The sequence below is a fragment of the Paenibacillus sp. DP01 genome (genome assembly GCF_044784315.1).
GTDB lineage: Bacteria > Bacillota > Bacilli > Paenibacillales > Paenibacillaceae > Paenibacillus > Paenibacillus polymyxa.
Genome location: NZ_CP173059.1, coordinates 663146 through 680251, shown reverse-complemented (window position 1 = coordinate 680251; position 17106 = coordinate 663146). Strand labels below are relative to the sequence as shown.

General features: G+C 45.8%; 13 protein-coding genes. 3 read left to right on the top strand and 10 right to left on the bottom strand.

Annotation, left to right across the window (positions count from 1 at the left end; translation table 11 throughout):
- Positions 1-196: 196 nt before the first annotated feature.
- The 6 genes from ACH59B_RS03065 to ACH59B_RS03040 form a co-directional block, all read right to left on the bottom strand.
- The gene (locus ACH59B_RS03065; RefSeq protein ID WP_016819522.1) at positions 197-1876 is read right to left on the bottom strand and encodes an ABC transporter substrate-binding protein; all 1680 of its coding nucleotides are present in this window, start codon (positions 1874-1876) and stop codon (positions 197-199) included.
- A gap of 42 nt (positions 1877-1918) precedes the next feature.
- Positions 1919-2857, bottom strand: a complete 939-nt coding sequence (locus tag ACH59B_RS03060) for a carbohydrate ABC transporter permease (RefSeq protein ID WP_016819521.1) — start codon at positions 2855-2857, stop codon at positions 1919-1921.
- Between the two features lie 14 nt (positions 2858-2871).
- Entirely contained in the window at positions 2872-3828 is a 957-nt protein-coding gene (locus ACH59B_RS03055) for a sugar ABC transporter permease (protein ID WP_016819520.1), read from the bottom strand.
- Positions 3829-3914: 86 nt separating this feature from the next.
- Entirely contained in the window at positions 3915-5465 is a 1551-nt protein-coding gene (locus ACH59B_RS03050; RefSeq protein ID WP_257126635.1) for a response regulator transcription factor, read from the bottom strand.
- Entirely contained in the window at positions 5462-7243 is a 1782-nt protein-coding gene (locus ACH59B_RS03045; protein ID WP_031462784.1) for a sensor histidine kinase, read from the bottom strand. The genes ACH59B_RS03050 and ACH59B_RS03045 overlap by 4 nt, the downstream gene beginning before the upstream one ends.
- 131 nt (positions 7244-7374) lie before the next feature.
- Positions 7375-9558: an alpha-galactosidase gene (locus ACH59B_RS03040; RefSeq protein WP_257126633.1), complete on the bottom strand. Its 2184-nt coding sequence runs from the start codon at positions 9556-9558 to the stop codon at positions 7375-7377.
- Between the two features lie 239 nt (positions 9559-9797).
- Here ACH59B_RS03040 and ACH59B_RS03035 point away from each other — a divergent pair, with 239 nt between their 5' ends.
- Complete coding sequence (locus ACH59B_RS03035; RefSeq protein WP_025363915.1) at positions 9798-10637, top strand: AraC family transcriptional regulator; 840 nt, start codon at positions 9798-9800, stop codon at positions 10635-10637.
- Positions 10638-10704: 67 nt separating this feature from the next.
- On the opposite strand, the gene ACH59B_RS03030 is transcribed toward ACH59B_RS03035, so the two are convergent.
- The 3 genes from ACH59B_RS03030 to ACH59B_RS03020 are packed head-to-tail and all read right to left on the bottom strand — an operon-like array spanning position 10705 to position 12853.
- Positions 10705-11586, bottom strand: a complete 882-nt coding sequence (locus ACH59B_RS03030; protein ID WP_016819515.1) for a MetQ/NlpA family ABC transporter substrate-binding protein — start codon at positions 11584-11586, stop codon at positions 10705-10707.
- Positions 11587-11615: 29 nt separating this feature from the next.
- Positions 11616-12386, bottom strand: coding sequence for an SDR family NAD(P)-dependent oxidoreductase (locus ACH59B_RS03025; RefSeq protein ID WP_016819514.1), 771 nt, complete (start codon positions 12384-12386; stop codon positions 11616-11618).
- Positions 12387-12391: 5 nt separating this feature from the next.
- On the bottom strand, positions 12392-12853 hold the full coding sequence (locus ACH59B_RS03020) for an S-ribosylhomocysteine lyase (RefSeq protein ID WP_013369209.1): 462 nt from the start codon (positions 12851-12853) through the stop codon (positions 12392-12394).
- A gap of 277 nt (positions 12854-13130) precedes the next feature.
- Here ACH59B_RS03020 and ACH59B_RS03015 point away from each other — a divergent pair, with 277 nt between their 5' ends.
- On the top strand, positions 13131-13931 hold the full coding sequence (locus ACH59B_RS03015) for a GTP pyrophosphokinase family protein (RefSeq protein WP_016819513.1): 801 nt from the start codon (positions 13131-13133) through the stop codon (positions 13929-13931).
- Positions 13932-14086: 155 nt separating this feature from the next.
- On the opposite strand, the gene thrS is transcribed toward ACH59B_RS03015, so the two are convergent.
- Positions 14087-16000 (bottom strand): threonine--tRNA ligase, encoded by a 1914-nt coding sequence (gene thrS / locus ACH59B_RS03010; protein WP_016819512.1) that lies wholly within the window; start codon positions 15998-16000, stop codon positions 14087-14089.
- A 548-nt stretch (positions 16001-16548) separates the two neighbouring features.
- Between thrS and ACH59B_RS03005 the strand changes: the two genes are divergently transcribed.
- Entirely contained in the window at positions 16549-17103 is a 555-nt protein-coding gene (locus ACH59B_RS03005; RefSeq protein ID WP_045245061.1) for a TetR/AcrR family transcriptional regulator, read from the top strand.
- The last annotated feature ends 3 nt before the right edge of the window (positions 17104-17106 follow it).

Here is a 17106-nt window from a genome sequence, read left to right as displayed (position 1 = left end):
ACCGTCCCGTCAGCGTCATGAAGTAACGAAGTAGTCTACTTTAAACAAACAGCGGCCACCTCTAAAAATAACCGGGGTAGCCGCTGTTTGTTTGTGCCTTGAGCAAAAGTCGTCTATGGCAAACCATTATGAAAAAAGGACCGTCTCCTTTCCGGCAGGAAAGTGGAAACGGTCCCGTTCTTTTATGTGAATCAAGTTAGTTAGTGGACCACAGCTTAATTCGGTCTTGGATATGCTTGGTAAAAGATTCTTCCATTTCTTGTACTCCGGCTTTCTCCAGTTCTGCCATATAGGCATCCCAAACCTTGTCGAAGTTTTCCGGCTTGGTCATGACAGCTTCCGGAATTCGTTTCCATGTAATATCCTTCATCTTGGCTCCGAGAATAACAGCCGGATCGTCATTGGGAAGAGACATCGTGTAAGCTGCTCCGTATGCTCTCGGTTGGAATTCATCTTCCTTCGGGAATAGATCCTTCCAGTGCTCAATCTTATAGCCCTTCAGAACTTCCTTCTCCGACTTGTTATAAGTCGCCGTCAGCAGTTCCGGATAACTACGAGTAAAATAGTTGCCAGTTGAGTCCTTGATGCCATCACCATAATGGACCATCAAGTTCCAATATAGACCGATTCCGGACTCTTTTTGGAAAGCCGCATTGTCATTGTTCATCCGTTCAAGTACAGCCGGAATAATCGTCCGTTTGCCGTCTTTAACCGTGTAATGCTTGCCTTCAATTCCCCAGTTATTCAGGACTTGACCTTCTTCCGATGCCAGAAAATCGAGGAACTTAATAGCGCGTACCGGGTCCTTGCACTTGCTTGAGATCGAAATTCCGTATCCCCCATCAAAACCAGGCAGCCAGAAGTTGGTATCCTTGTACTCCTTGCTCATGGTGACTGGGTAATGACCGTAAGTCTGGTCGAATTTGCCTTCCGCCTTCAGTGCATTTTGTCCATCGCCATAGTCCCATTCTGGATCGGCTAGACCCAGTACGCGGCCAGAAGCCACTTTTGCCTTAAACTGATCGGTCTTCTGCACGAAGCTTTCCGAATCAAGCAATCCAATGGCATTCATGTGATTTAACCAACGGAAATATTCCTTTTCTTCCGGTCGGCGGAAATGATAAGTCGCTTGGTGTGTTTTTTGATCAATGTAGTATTCGCCGTCGTCTGGTCCCCCGGTCGTTTGGAAGCCTGAGTTGGTTACCTGGTACATATGCCAATCGTCGGCATTTAGGGACAGTCCGATATTTTTGTTGCCATTTTCGTCCGTCGGATGCTTGGTTATATAGTCCTTAATGACTTTTTCGAAATCCTGTACTGTACGAATGTCCGGGAATCCCGCTTCCTTGACGACACGGTGCTGGAGTTTAAATCCTACGTCGGGTTTGATTTTTTCTTCTTCGACAGCGGACCAGGTCGGAATAACATAGATGGATTGGTCATCTAAACTGTACTTCGCCCGAACAAGCTTGTCTCCTAGCATTTTTTTGATGTTTGGTGCATGCTTGTCGATCAAATCCGTCAAATCAATGATTGCGCCAGCATCGACAAGTTTGCCGACATCCGCCTTAGCAGCGATTAAATCAGGATAGTTTCCTGTGGCTGCAATCAAGGAAATCTTTTGGACCGGGTCACCGACAGCGAATTCAGCATCTAGAGTTACTCCGGTTTTTTCCGCGATGACCTTGCCGACTTCATCCTTCATATTATTCCAATTCGTGCTGGAGTCTTCCGAAAAATAAGTAAGCGTGATGTCACCTGTAGTTACGGCCTTGGTAGCCTCAGACGGATTATTACCGCTGCACCCTGCTAGGGTAGCCACTAAAGTCAGTGACATTACGAAAGATACGATCATTCTGTTTTTTCTTGACTTCATGGAGCGAACCCTCCCTGTATAATGAATGTTTGCTGCTTCGTTTTAGCTTTTTACCGCTCCAAGCGTCATACCTTTAACAAAATATTTTTGTAAAAAAGGATAGACGATAAGAATCGGCACGGTAACAATGATGGTAATTGCCATTTTAACCGATTCCGGGGATACCTGTGCCATACGCTCCGCCATATTGGCAGCGTCCTGGGAATTGGTTGCGCTTGTTGTCGTACTTTGCAAAATTTTCATCAATTCATATTGCAGGGTCGTCAACGATTCATTGGACCCATTAAACAGATAAGTATCGAACCAAGAGTTCCATTGCCCAACCGCCAAGAAGAGCGCTACGGTCGCTAATGCCGGTTTGCAAAGAGGAAGTATAACGCGCCAGTAGATTGTGAAATCGTTGGCACCATCCAGCTTGGCTGATTCCTGTAACGCATAAGGCAGACCGTCAATGAAGGAACGAATAATGAAGACGTTAAACGCACTTACAAGACCTGGTAAAATATAGACGGCAAATGTATCAATTAAATGCAGTTCCTTCATCAGGATAAAACCTGGAATTAATCCCCCGGAAACATACATAGTGACGGCAAGAAAGATGGAGATGAACCTTCTAGCTTGAAAATCACTTCGGGCAAGTGTATAGGCAAGCATCGAGCCGCTGACCAAACCCGCTACGGTGCCAATGATGGTCCGCAGAAAGGAGATCTTGAATCCAGTAATTAACCCCTCATAGGTGAAAATCAAATCGTAATTCTTCAACGTAAATTGCCTTGGCCAGATGGTGATTCCCCCTCTAATTGTGTCTACCGAATCGTTAAAAGAGATAGCCAGCACATTTAAGAACGGGTAGATCGTCAGAACGGTGACCACAATCATGAAAAGATAAACAACTACCCCCAGGATTCGGTCTTGTGGCGATTTCGCCTGAAGCTTGTTGTTTAATCCGCCGACCGGCGTAGTGCTTTTGACAGCCTCCATGTCCATTCTCCTCCTTACATAATGCTCTCGTTGGTATAGCGCTTAAAGATTCCGTTAGCCGCAAACAATAGGACTAGGCTGATCACCGAATTGAAAATATTAATGGCCGTTCCGAAAGAGTAACGTCCCATCGCCAGACCATAATTAAGCGCATACAAATCAAGTACTTCAGAGTAATCGATGACCAGGTGATTGCCCAGCAGAAATTGTTTCTCGAATCCCGTACCGAGCAGATGGCCAATAGACATAATTAGGAGAATGATAATGGTCGGCCGGATTCCCGGCAGCGTAATGTGCCACATTTGCTGGAATCGGCTAGCGCCGTCCACCCGCGCAGCCTCGTATAATTCAGGACCAATACCGGCGATGGCAGCCAGATAAATAATGGCGTTCCAACCCGTTTCCTTCCAGATGTCTCCGAAAGTTACAACCCACCAAAATAATTTACCTTGGGCCATAAACTGGACTGGCTGATCGATGATGCCTAGACCCATGAGCATATCGTTTACGACACCGCCATCCGCTGAAAGCATTTTGGTGACGATGCCTGCAGCAACCACCCATGAAACAAAGTGTGGCAGATAAGATACGGTCTGAACAAATCGTTTTATCACTTGTATGCGGACCTCGTTGAGTAATAGAGCAAAGACAACCGGTACAATAAAACCAGCGACCAGTCCCATAAGACTCATAGCCAACGTGTTCCGCAGTACTTGGTAGAAATGATCATCTTGGAACAAAGTACGAAAATGCTCCAAGCCCACCCACTTCTGTTCAAAAAAACTCAAACCGGGTCTGTATTTCTGAAATGCCATTGTCCAGCCCCATAGCGGCAAATACTGAAAGACGAAGACCCAAATAACAAACGGAATAGACATGTAGTAAAGATACCTTTGGCTTTTAAATACCTTCCAAGCATTCCTCTTCGGTTTTTTGTATACGTTTTCCGAATTTGCTGTTACCGCTTTCATTTTCTCATCCCCTCTCTTAAAATCCATCATAAAACAGAGGAGAGTCAGAGCCCAGATAACGGATTTCGGGAAAAATCATCCACAAATTATGGATTTCTATATTCCGACGGTGAACAGCCTTCGTACCTTTTGAATTTGCTATAAAAGTAGTTGACGCTTGTGTAGCCCACGCTTTCAGCGACTTCGTAAACTTTCATTCCCTGATCCAGTAGCTCCTTTGCTTTGTGGATACGGACTCTGTCCAGATAGGTGTTAAAGTACTCCCCTGTCTTGTTCTTAAAGAGCTGGCCCAAATAGGCGGTACTGTAGTTTAGTAGTCCGGCTAACGCTTCCAGCCTCAGGTTGTCTGCATAATGCTTGTGAATAAAGTCGATCATTTTTTTGAATTCCTGCTCCTTTCCACGAGGTTCGGAGTCTTTCGCCAAAGCTAGCAGGAAACGGTAGGTCTCTTCCAAAAGGTCATCTAGGTGATCATGCTGGTATATCCCATTCAAAAAACGGGAAACTTCCTCCGTCTCTTTCAACTCGATACAGAACCCCGCGGTCAGCTTGTGAATGATCGCATTGGATAGAAAGAAGAACGACTCTTTGATCGACTTTTCATCTTGCCCCTGTTGGAGAAAAAATGCTGCCACCTCGTTCAACAATGGTAGTATGACATTCTGGTTTCCTACTTCCAGACTGTAATACAGGCGGAAGATGAATTCCTCCATCGTTTCTTCAGCTTTATCGACAGACAATCCGGGGGAAGCCAGCGAAGGAGAAAAGAAAGGATACGGATCTAGCAGTCGGTTCTTCTCGCTGAAAAAGGATCGTTTTACCGCTTCCTGGGCCTTTAAAAAAGATTTGCAAATATCTTCGGGAGCAGTTACTCCCCCTCCGGTTGCAGCGGCGAACCGGACCTTATCCGCAGCGTTACGAATCTCGTTGTACAGAGTTTCGCGTCGTTGTCTTCCACGCAGCGGCTCGTTGAGCAAAAGGACCGTATACGGCGGGATTACTGTGACAAGCCCCATCATCTGCCCCTCGATCGTTGCCTTCAATCCATTCGAAAGCTGGTATGCGACATCGGAACGGTCCACTTCGGAAACGCGCGGATACACGACCACAACTTCGTAGTGGGTCCACAACAAGTCTGCTTCTACTGCCTTACTTCTCAACTTGGTGGGATCTTCCGTCCTCTCTTGAGAGACGAGCAGGCTGTGCAGGTATAAATCCCGATTTATAACCTCCTTCTTACGCCACTCCCGTTGAAGGCGCTCCTCTTCGATCCGCTCGCGTACCTGCTTTAAACTGGCCGACATTTCAACAATGTCCACCGGTTTAAGGAGATAGCCGCACACCCCGTATTTGATCGCTTGCTTGGCATACTCGAAGTCGGCATATCCACTGAGGATCATAAAATGTAAATGATGACCGTCAGATCTCAAGTGCTCAATCAACTGTAAGCCATCCATAACCGGCATGCGGATATCGACGATTACGACATCGGGGGACTTTTCCTGGATGACTTCCAATGCTTCTTTTCCATTGGCTGCCGTAGCTGTAACGGTAAACCCAAGACTCTCCCATGGAATCAGCGTTTGAAGGCCTTGACGAAGCTTCGGCTCATCGTCAACGATAACTACCTTAATCATTTGGATTCACCCCCAGGTATGAAAAACTGAATACAAGTGCCTTTCCCCGGCTCGCTCTCAATGCTTAAGGCACTAGAGGTCCCATACAATAAGACAAGACGATCGTTTACATTTCGCAATCCAATTCGCTGGACCTCCTGCTCATGTACGGATGCAGCAAGCTCTTCTCGTACAAGGACGAGACGATCACCTGTGAAACCGGCGCCGTTGTCACATACCATAACTCGGACCCCTTCTGGGATTTCCTTTACTTTCACTTCAATGACAGCTCCTTCTGCTTGATTATCCAGACCGTGTACAATAGAATTTTCCACCAATGGTTGGATAATCAGAGGTGGAACCAACATTTCCTCCAAATCCGGATCAATCGTTAAGCGATACTCCAAACGCTCTTCATACCGGAACTTTTGAAGATCAAGATAACAGCACACCCGCTCAAGCTCTTTACGCAGCGGAATCTTGTCGTTACCGGCCTCCAGACTGCTGCGTAACAACGCGCTCAACTGCCATACTGCTTTGGCGATATCGTCCTGTTTGCGAATGTGGGCTTCCATTCTGATGGACTCCAAAGAATTGAAGAGAAAATGCGGATTAATCTGGCTTGCCAGCATTTTGAACTTGATCTCGTTTTGTCTTTGCTCCACCAGACTTTTCTGACGATTCGTTTCTTGAACCTCCTGGACCAAATGGTTTACGTTACTGACGAGCGCGTTAAATTCTCTCGATAGTAGACCAACTTCATCTTTTCCGTCGATATGGAGATAGGTTTGCCATGAGCCCGCCCCTACTTGGGTCATATGCTTGCTCAAGCGGAGAATCCTTCTGGATAATAGCGAAGCAGAAGCATAGATAAGTAAGGCTGCAAATATCAGGCTGGCCGTGATCACGACTCCACCGAGCCATATCACTTGATTAGCATCTCGGGTAATCTCGGAAACGGAAAAAACGGAAATAATGCGAAGTCCATTCCAGCTGTTCTGTGGCGTTAGATTTGCGATCACCACTTTTGACGCTTTTCCGTTAATGAGTGTGTTGTAACTTCCTTCCTGTTGGAAAAGTATATTCTCGTCGGCATGAATTTCAGATAGATTCTTTCCGAACAACTCTGCTTCATTGGACGCGACGATCTGATTCCGGTTATCCACGATCAAGGTAGGGAACGATTCCTGATTCAGGATTGAATTTAATTGGCGCTTACTAACATTGATGACCAATACTCCTTTTTGCCCTAGTGAATTCACTGCGAATGAACGAATCAGGCTGAGATAATCGGCATCGTCCCTCTCATCCTTGATTAAGTTCCAGCCAGCCAATCCTTTCTGTGCGATGGCCTCCTTGTACCAATCTGCGGTTGTGATTCTTTCGTCCGGCTGAATAAATTCCCAGTTGTTCAATGCTCCAGGATTAGAGACATAGACTCGGATGCCGGATATCTCTTTGTACAATTGGAGGTAGTCACGAATACCTGTATACTCCCGGTAAGCCTGAATGACTTCAATGTAGCTGTCATACTTCTGGCTAGCCACCATTTTCATCCGGTTATCATTGGTTAGCCGATACGAGATGTCCAGTGGTACTTTAATCAGTTCTTCTGTACGATTTTGGACCCGCTCGACATTGTTGGATACTTGCATAAAAGCGTCCTTAATGACGGCCTCTCGAAGCTTCCCCGTCAGAAACAGGCCGCATAACAGCAAGGGAAGAACAGCTACCGAAATGAATGTAAGCGTCATCTTCTTCCTTAGTTTCATATCATTCATCATTCGTATAAAAAACATGGCTTGCCCTCCCCGATCAGTACGGCTGCTGCGCGCAAAATGCCCCTTTTCATATAAAAAGGGGCATGCATAACTCAATCAATTGTTTTCTATCTTTCGCCAATTGTACTGTTGTACTGATCCTTTAAGCCCTAAGCCTTGCTGGACCTTATGGCCCGAAGCCTGAACCATCCACTTTCATAGTCTTTCTGTCTGTAGACAAGAGGGAGGCCCAACTTCATAAGCCTATCCCCCCCATGGATAGACTTTTGCCCGCTATTTCCTGACTGAACTTCATATTCGAGCTCTGGATTTAGTCCATCAAGGCGCAGAGCTCGCCAAGGCGCGTTCGGGACAGCCATCACTTGGAAATAGTAGACGACGGCATTCTCTTGGTCTTCGGAAACAAACATCCAAGCCGACTCGTTATGTTCAAACGGACTCTTTAAGCGATACAAGTCACCCTTCTGTACTAAGCCACGAATCTGCTTGTATGCTGTGACTTGACGTTTAACCGTCTCTTTTTCCTCATCAGTAAATTTCGTGAGATCAAGCTCATATCCAAAATTTCCAGACATGGCGACATCACCTCGAAAATCAAGGGGCGTTATGCGTCCAACTTGATGGTTCGGAACGGCCGACACATGGGCTCCGATGGCGCTTACGGGATAGACAAGGCTAGTTCCATATTGAATCTTCAGGCGTTCCACCGCATCGGTATTATCACTAGTCCAGACTTGAGGCATGTAGTAAAGCATGCCTGGATCAAAACGTCCTCCACCACTTGAGCAACTCTCAAAAAGAATATGCGGAAATTCGGTGGTGACGCGCTCTAACAGCTCATACAATCCAAGAACATAGCGATGGGCAGTCTCGGATTGGCGTTCCGGCGGCAGATCAGCGGAACCAATTTCCGTCAGGCAGCGATTCATATCCCATTTCACGTAAGAGACTGGGGCACTGGAGAAAATGGCCGCCAGCGAATCGTAGATGTAATCGCGCACTTCCTTGCGAGTATAGTCCAGTACCAACTGCCATCTGGCTTCGCTACGCCGCCGTCCTGGAACGTGAAGACACCAGTCTGGATGCTTGCGGTACAATTCGCTGTCTGGAGAGATCATTTCCGGCTCGAACCAGAGCCCGAATTTAAGCCCCAATTGATTGATACGTTTGGCAACATCGGCCAGTCCGTCTGGCAGCTTCCGGCGATCCTCGTACCAATCACCAAGAGACGAATTGTCAGAATCCCGTTTGCCGAACCAACCGTCATCCAGGACAAAGAGTTCGATGCCTAGCTCAGCCCCCTCTTTCGCTATCGATACCAACTTATCCGCATTGAAGTCAAAATAGGTAGCTTCCCAGTTATTGACCAGAATAGGGCGTTCTTCATCCCTATATGTCCCTCGGCAAAGCCGAGTCCGATACAAGCGATGATATGTACGCGACATTTCTCCCAGTCCTTGACCGGAATAAACCATAACGGCTTCTGGCGTTTGGAAGCTCTCCCCTGGATTCAGTAACCATGAAAAGTCAAACGAGTTTACGCCAATGCTAAACCGTGTAGAGCCAAATGAATCTAATTCTGCTCCCGCCTCAAAGCCTCCGCTGTACACAAGGCTAAAGCCGAATGCCTCACCCTGGCTTTCCGTGGTCTCCTGCGTGACTAATGCAGTAAAAGGATTGAGCTGATGGCTGCTCATGCCTCTTTTACTATCAATTCGGGTTTCACCTTGAAGAATCGGTTTGCGGGTAATATTCCCTTCCCGAGCCCATGCTCCCGAAAGATACATGAACTCTAAATCGCTTTTCCCCGCGAAATCGACACTGGCACTTAGCGCGCGGAGGAGTCGAAGATTTTGTTCCCCCGCATTACTTAGACGAGCCGAACGAGCGATTACGTTTCGATCCGCGAAGACGGTGTAAAGAAGAACCACTTTAAGACCTGAAAAGGCATCTTTTAATTCCAGTTCCAGCGTATCCGCTTCGGCTTCATTCTCGGTATAAACGGCCGGAAGCCCGGGTAAAGATGGCTTTCCCTTAATGATCCGGTAACCATCGTACTTTAACTCCGTGATGCGTGTTCCATCCTCAAGCTCTACTTGATACGCCGGTGTACGGAAGTCTCCACTCCCATACTGCGGGTATTCTTGCGGCAGCCGATCTAATCCAGCCGTCGCGGGAGTGTGAAGCAATAGATCAGCCATGGGCTCACGGTGCTTCAACCTGTCTCCCCAGTATACATGCACAGGAAATCCATCGACAATCTGAATAATATAACTCATGCCCGACGACTGCAAATGAAACAGCCCCGGTTGCTCTTGAACAATGATACCCATTGGGAAAATAACCCCTCTCTTAGATAATAATCATCGGAGATCCACACCTAAAATGGCACTTAGAACAACCCTTTTGTAACAGCCATCAACTAAGTCCATATGGTGTAAAGCTTGATAAGATTCAATGATATAGCAATAGGTTCTATAAAAATCATATATTAATTTTAGATATGAAGTACATGGCATGGTACTCACTATTTATGTTATAATGCTTGATAATTTACATAAGGAGATATACCGTGATTGAGTATTTGCCACGTAGTAAACAGCACTCTGAATTGTATCTAACTCAGTTTGGCATAGAGGAATGCATACCCGGTCACTTTTTTGGACCTGCTATAAGAGATCACTATCTGCTCCATTATATTTTGGACGGGGAGGGTACCTTCGAGGTCGGTGGGTTCAGTTATCGCTTACGGAAAGGACAATGGTTCCTAATCTGCCCGCAAGTCATCACTTATTATCAAGCCGATGTAGTGAATCCTTGGTCTTATTGCTGGTTTGGTTTTAACGGGTCACTGGCAGAAACACTCCTCAAGCAGGCAGGCCTGACGATGATGTCCCCAATCCTCTACTTTGAAGGAGAGCATTTGATTTATCAGTATTTGCAGCAAATGAACGAATCAAGCGGGTATCATAAAGCTCGGGAAACCAGACTGGCCGGGCTGCTTTACTCAATGTTATCGGAGCTAATTGAGTTCAGTCCGGCAACGTTCTCTGGACAAAAGGAAGGTCGGGCGGAAATTTACGTTGAAAAAGTGAAGGATTTTATCGAAATGAATTATGCTCAGAAAATTACCATCGAGCATATTGCAAATTTTATCGGACTCAATCGGAGTTATTTATGTTCGTTATTTAAACGACGAGTAAACACCAGCATTCAGGACTATCTGATTCGCTACAGGATCAACAAAGCTTGTGAAATGATGGGTAACGCTGAACTTTCGATAGGCGATATTTCCCGTTCAGTCGGCTATAATGACCCTTTACTCTTCTCAAAAATTTTTAAAAAGGTAAAGGGATTCTCTCCCAAACATTATCGGGCCGAAACCCATGCTCAAATGCAAACCGACTACTGAAATTACCAGTAGAAGCCTCTAACGAATAAAAGAGGTCAACCAGAAAACTGGCTGACCTCTTTTATGTTTATTTTGCAGTTTGTCCTTCCAAATAAGAAACAGGTTCTTTAACCTCTACTTTGGTACCGCCAAATTCATCCTTAATGTACTTTTGAGTATCCTCGTTATGATAGAGATCCGCTAATTTTTGTAGTCCCTTATCGTTTGCCTTATCCGATGAAGTTACCAGAACGTTAATATTGTTCTTTGTTGCCTGACTGATCTCTTCGTGGAACAAGGAATCCTTCAGTACATTCAGACCGCCTTCTAAAGCAATCGTGTTCCCGATCAACACCAAGCCTACATCTTGAATCACGCGTGGACCAGTTTTGTCGTCGATGAGTTCAAATTTCAAGTTTTTTGGGTTACTCGTAATATCATTGACTGTACCTAAAGCATCATTAAAGTCAGCTTTAAGTTTAATCAAACCGGATGCTTCCAACAGCTTCAAACCTCTTGCTGTATTCGCCGGATTGTCCGCCAGAGCCACCAACGCTCCGTCGGTCACTTCATCAATACTTTTGAACTTTTGCGAATAAATCCCCATCGGCTCCAGATAAGTAGTGGCTATCGCCTTCAAATCGGCTTTGCTCTCTTTGTTATAGCTCACTAGATACGCCCACGATTGGAATGCATTTACGTCCACATCGCCTTGTTTAGTCGCATTGTTCGTTTCGATTCCACCGTTAATTTCCTTTACTTCAATATCCAGCTTGGCATCCTTGGCGGCCTGGGATTGAGCAATATGCTTCCAAATCTGCGCGTCAGACCCCATGGAGCCAATGACTACCTTTTGCGTTTCCGCACCGGAAGCGGAGCTGGAGCCATTACTGTCTGTACTTTTATTACCGCACCCTGCGGCTACGAGTAATAAACTAATCCCTAATAGTAAAACGAACGATTTCTTCATGTTGTTTTCCCCCAGATCATGCTAGTATGCTAGTGCATCGTCATTCCACCTGTAACATTAATCGCTTGTCCTGTCATATATGCGGAGAGCGGACTTGCCAAAAACAGCACCACATTGGCGACATCCTCTACCTCGGCGGTTCTCCCCAATGGTACCTGCGAACAATCTTCTTCATATATCTCCTGGGCGGTCATTCCGCGAATGACGCCCCCTTCAATCCGCTCACGATGCTTCATCGGCGTTTCTACGATACCTGGACAAACCGCATTCACCAAAATTTGATGCGGAGCAAGCTCAATGGCCATCACCTTGGTCAAGCCGAGAACCGCATGTTTGGATGCACAATATCCGCCCATAGCCCGATATCCATTTTTTCCAGCCTGTGAAGCAATTTGGATAATTCGCCCCGGTTTACGCGCATCCACCATTTCCTTGGCAAACCGTTTGGACGCTACATACAGCCCGGTTGAATTGATCGAAAATACTTTCTCCCAATCAGCCAACTCACTATCAATGACATAATCCATCGTAGAAGTACCTGCGCAGTTCACCAATATGTCAGGAACTCCCGTTTCGCTGATTAGCAGATTGCACCATCTTTCGATATCATCCGGCTTGGATATGTCCAATTGAGTTTCAACCAACTGTGAATTGATCACTCTATACGGCTCTTCATATGAAATATCAGCAGAAATCACCTTAGCTCCACTTTGAATGAAAAGCTCTACAATCCCCTTGCCTATACCCGACTTACCGCCTGTCACTACTGCTGTCTGATGAGATAGGTCTATTGAAATCATAAATTTTAAAATACTCTTTTGAAAGGATCGCGACTAATGCCAGCCTCCAACACAATCTTCACATATTCCTGCGCGGAGAAAAGAGAATGGTCCTTATAGTTCCCGCATTCCAAAGCAGTAACAGCCGGGACTTCTGTCGTTTCCAGAATTCTCTTCAACGTTTTTTCCAAAGCAAGTGCAATTTCCTCAGGCTCGTGTTCATTCCATAAAATCAAGTAGAATCCCGTTCTGCAGCCCATTGGAGAAATATCAATAATTCCCTTGATTTCGTCTCTCAGATACGTCGCCAATAAATGCTCCAGCGTATGTACAGCAGCTGTTGGCAGTGCGTCTTCATTCGGTTGCAGAAATCTCAAGTCATACTTTTGTACCGTGCTTCCTTTTTCATCATGCTCTACTCCCGCTGCTCTTACATAAGGAGCCTTTACAATCGTGTGGTCTAATTGAAAGCTTTCTACTTTTGCCATTTTGCTCATCCTCATTTTCTATAATTTATATTTTTGATCTAATAACGACTACTCAACATTTGTGCTATTTTCGAAAAAATTTAATGCTTTAAATCAGCATTTTTGCAATTATACATCGGATTACTCGGTTTTACCACTATAATTATTATTTTATTTCTTATTTCTTTGTCCGTCTCTCCTTTGCCTGTACGTTTTGACATAGTGTACAATATATACGGTAATCCATTTTTACGAAATAGATCGAGGACATCGTAAGCCTCATTTAGGAGAATGCTCTGTGAATGAACCGGATTGGAAGCACTTGAATGCTGTCCCTTTGCCCTTGCAGGAATTTCAGCTACAGCTGGACCAGAACAGTGTTGACGCCAAGCAACTAGAGGAATGGAGAAAGATTCCCGTCCTTTATCAACTCGCTCTGGAGGAGTTAAAGAATAAAATTAAGCTGATCCAGACGGAATGGAAACTGATAGATGGTTTTAGCCCGATTGAGCACATTAAAACCCGGATCAAAGAACCCCACAGCATTGTGGAAAAGGTTCGGCGCAAAGGGCATGAGGTCACCCTGGACAATATATTGCGTGAAATTCATGATATCGCAGGCATGCGCGTGGTATGTGCTTTTGTCAAAGATATCTATCGTCTGATGGATCACCTCCGCACACGGGAAGACATTCGGATTCTAGAGGTCAAGGACTATATTGCCCATCCTAAGCCCAACGGCTATCAGAGCCTACATGTCATTGTGGAGATTCCGCTAATCCTGTTTGAGGGCACACGCTGGATTAAGGTCGAAATTCAATTGCGCACATTGGCTATGGATTTCTGGGCCAGTATGGAGCATATTTTGTACTATAAGTTTGATAAGAAAGTGCCCGAACACGTGGTTAACGGGTTGACCGAAGCTGCACGTGCAACCTACGAACTGGATCAGAAAATGCTCAAATTGCGTGGCGAAATTTTATCGCTTAGCGAGGAACAGGATGTGGAAGAGGCCTCGGTCAAACGAGCCGAGGAGTCAGCTTTGAAGGCACTTTCCCTCCCCGCAGATCACGCCACTTCTCGGTCGCAGACGTGCTAGGCATACAGGCACAGGATAACTAAAGCATTCAATCGAGGCTGTTCCCTCTCTCGTGCTGAAGCTTAGGAACTTATGTATGATGTATAAATAAAGAGCCGTCAAAACCACTATGATCATGGTTTTGACGGCTCTTTTATATATTTTTTAATCCAATATTACTGCTTCTCGTGAATCTCTGTGCTGATTTTCTCTACGATGTCCGCAATGCTGAATGATCCCAGATCGCCTTCGCCCCGTTTACGCACAGCTACAGTACCGGTTGTTTTTTCATTTTCCCCGATAACGAACATGTATGGAACCTTCTCCAATTGCGCTTCACGGATTTTATAACCAAGCTTCTCATTCCGAGTATCCACTTCGACGCGCAGACCCGCTTTCAGCAACGCTTCCTGCACCTCATTGGCAGTCTCGATATAGTTCTCGGATACAGGCAACAGCTTCGCATGAACAGGAGCCAACCACAATGGGAATGCACCTGTAAAATGCTCAGTCAGAATGCCCATGAAGCGGTCAATCGAACCGTAGATGGCACGGTGAATAACGACTGGACGGTGCTTCTGGTTGTCCTCGCCCACATAAGTGAGGTCGAACTTCTCAGGCATTTGGAAGTCCAATTGGATTGTTCCGCACTGCCAGCTGCGTTTGAGTGCATCGAGAATGTGGAAGTCAATTTTTGGACCATAAAATGCTCCATCTCCCGCATTAATACGGTAGTTCATGCCCAGATGTTCCAGCACGTTTTGCAAAGCTTGTTCCGCTTGATCCCACAGCGCTGGCTCACCCATAAAGTCATCTGGACGAGTGGACAATTCCACTGTGAATTCAAAGCCAAACACACTGTACATTTCGTTAATCAGCTTGATTACGTCTGTAATCTCTTTTTCAATCTGTTCTGGTGTCACGAAAATATGCGCATCATCCTGACAGAATGTACGAACACGCATCATACCGTTCAACGCACCGGACAGCTCATGACGATGCACTTGTCCAAATTCGGATATACGAATCGGCAGGTCGCGATAAGAATGAAGTTCATTTTTAAACACAAGCATATGCCCCGGGCAGTTCATCGGTTTCAGAGCAAATGTAGTTTCGTCTACTTCGGAGAAGTACATGTTTTCTTTGTAATGGTCATAGTGTCCTGATTGTTCCCACAGACGGTTGTTCATCATCAGCGGTGTACGTACTTCCTCATAGCCATGCAAACGTTGAATGTCACGGGAGTAATCTTCCAGCGCAGTACGGACAACCATACCTTTAGGCAGGTAGAACGGCATGCCAGGTGCTTCTTCGGAGAACATGAACAGTTCCAGTTCTTTACCCAGCTTGCGATGGTCGCGTTTTTTCGCTTCCTCCAGCAAGTGCAGATGCTCATCCAGTTGCGCTTTCTTCGGGAATGCTGTTCCGTAGATCCGTTGCAGCATCTTATTGTTGGAATCGCCTCTCCAGTATGCACCCGCTACACTTAACAGTTTAAACGCTTTGATACGGCCAGTTGATGGCAAATGCGGACCACGACACAGGTCAAAAAATTCGCCTTGATCATAAATCGTAATTTCCGCTTCTTCCGGCAAATCACGGATCAGTTCCAGCTTCAATGGATCTTCCAGTTCACCAAAAATGCGAGTGGCTTCCTCACGGCTGACCACACGACGTGTAATCGGCAGATTTTCCTGCGCGATCTTCGTCATTTCCTTTTCGATCTTCGCCAGATCGTCAACGGACAATGGGTTTTCGATATCAATGTCATAGTAGAATCCGCTGTCGATGACCGGACCAATACCCAGCTTCACGTTTTTCTCACCGTAAATGCGTTTGAGCGCCTGTGCCAGCAAATGCGCTGTACTGTGACGATAAATTTCCAGGCCGTCCGCACTGTCCAGCGTAATAATTTCAAGGTCAACGTTCTGATCCAAAACGGTGTTCAGATCTACAGCCTTCCCGTTCACTTTACCTGCTACTGCATTCTTTTTCAGACCGGAGCTGATCGAACCCGCCACGTCGGCAATGGATACACCCTGCTCGTACTCGCGTACGGCTCCATCCGGCAATTTCACTTGAATACTCACGATTAAAGCCTCCATTTCAAATTGTGTGCTATATCAAAATTGAACGCAAAAAAACGCCTCTCTCCCTCAAGGGACGAGTGCGTTCAGCTCGTGGTTCCACCCTAGTTCGGCTCGCTACTGTACGTACATTCATGTTCATCGGAACATGCTCATGCACGACCTGCGTGGCCCTCCATTGGTATCCGTTAACGGGGATAAATCGGTGGGCGCTTACTGATGTCACTGCCACCTTGCACAGTTACATGTTCAACGTCACGGCTACAAAGGGGTAACTTCACATGCGGTTGCCGGAAAAGCTCTCAGCCTCGTCTTTTCTCTCTGAACGGCCCTTCAAGGAAATCATGTCTTTGGTCAATGCCTTGAATATTACTATATGCTTCAGCATTATAGTTCAAATTCACAGGTATTTCAAGTGGGCGTTTATGTAATTTTATGCCCGTTATTGATCATCTGGCTGTGGAGACGAATCGGCTTATATTTACACACCACTAAAACCATTGTAAAATCATTTTATCTAGACGATACCGTACAGAAAGAGAGCGCGAGAGATGCCTAAGATTATTGTCACAGAAGAACAATGGATTCAAAAAGGAATGGAACGTTTTGAGCAGGGTGGGATCGATCAACTTGTTGTTGAAAAAATGGCCGCTGCTTTAGGGTGCAGTAAGAGCAGTTTTTATTGGTATTTTAACAATCGCAACAGCTATATTCGACAGATTGTAGAGACATGGAAGGCACAGACGACGCAACAGGTTATGGCCGCGTCCATCACCCATGCTGCCGCAGATGAGCGGATTCGAGAAGTGCTAACCCAGATGTTCGGCAAGACGAAACGGGGAGATTTTCTGTTTTATCTACGCAGGCTGTCATTGAAGGATGATAGTTACCGTGCTTTACTCGATGAAGTTGAACAGATGAGAATGGAGTTTATGAAAGAGCTTTTAATCCAGAAGGGAATGCAGCCAGAAAAAGCCTTTCAGAGATCATGGATATTGTACCATTACTACTTGGGTTGGTATGAGCGTCACAAGCAAGAGACGTTAAGTGAAGAAGCCATTCAGCAGCATATTCATATGATTTGGACAGAGTGGATTTCAAATTAAGGA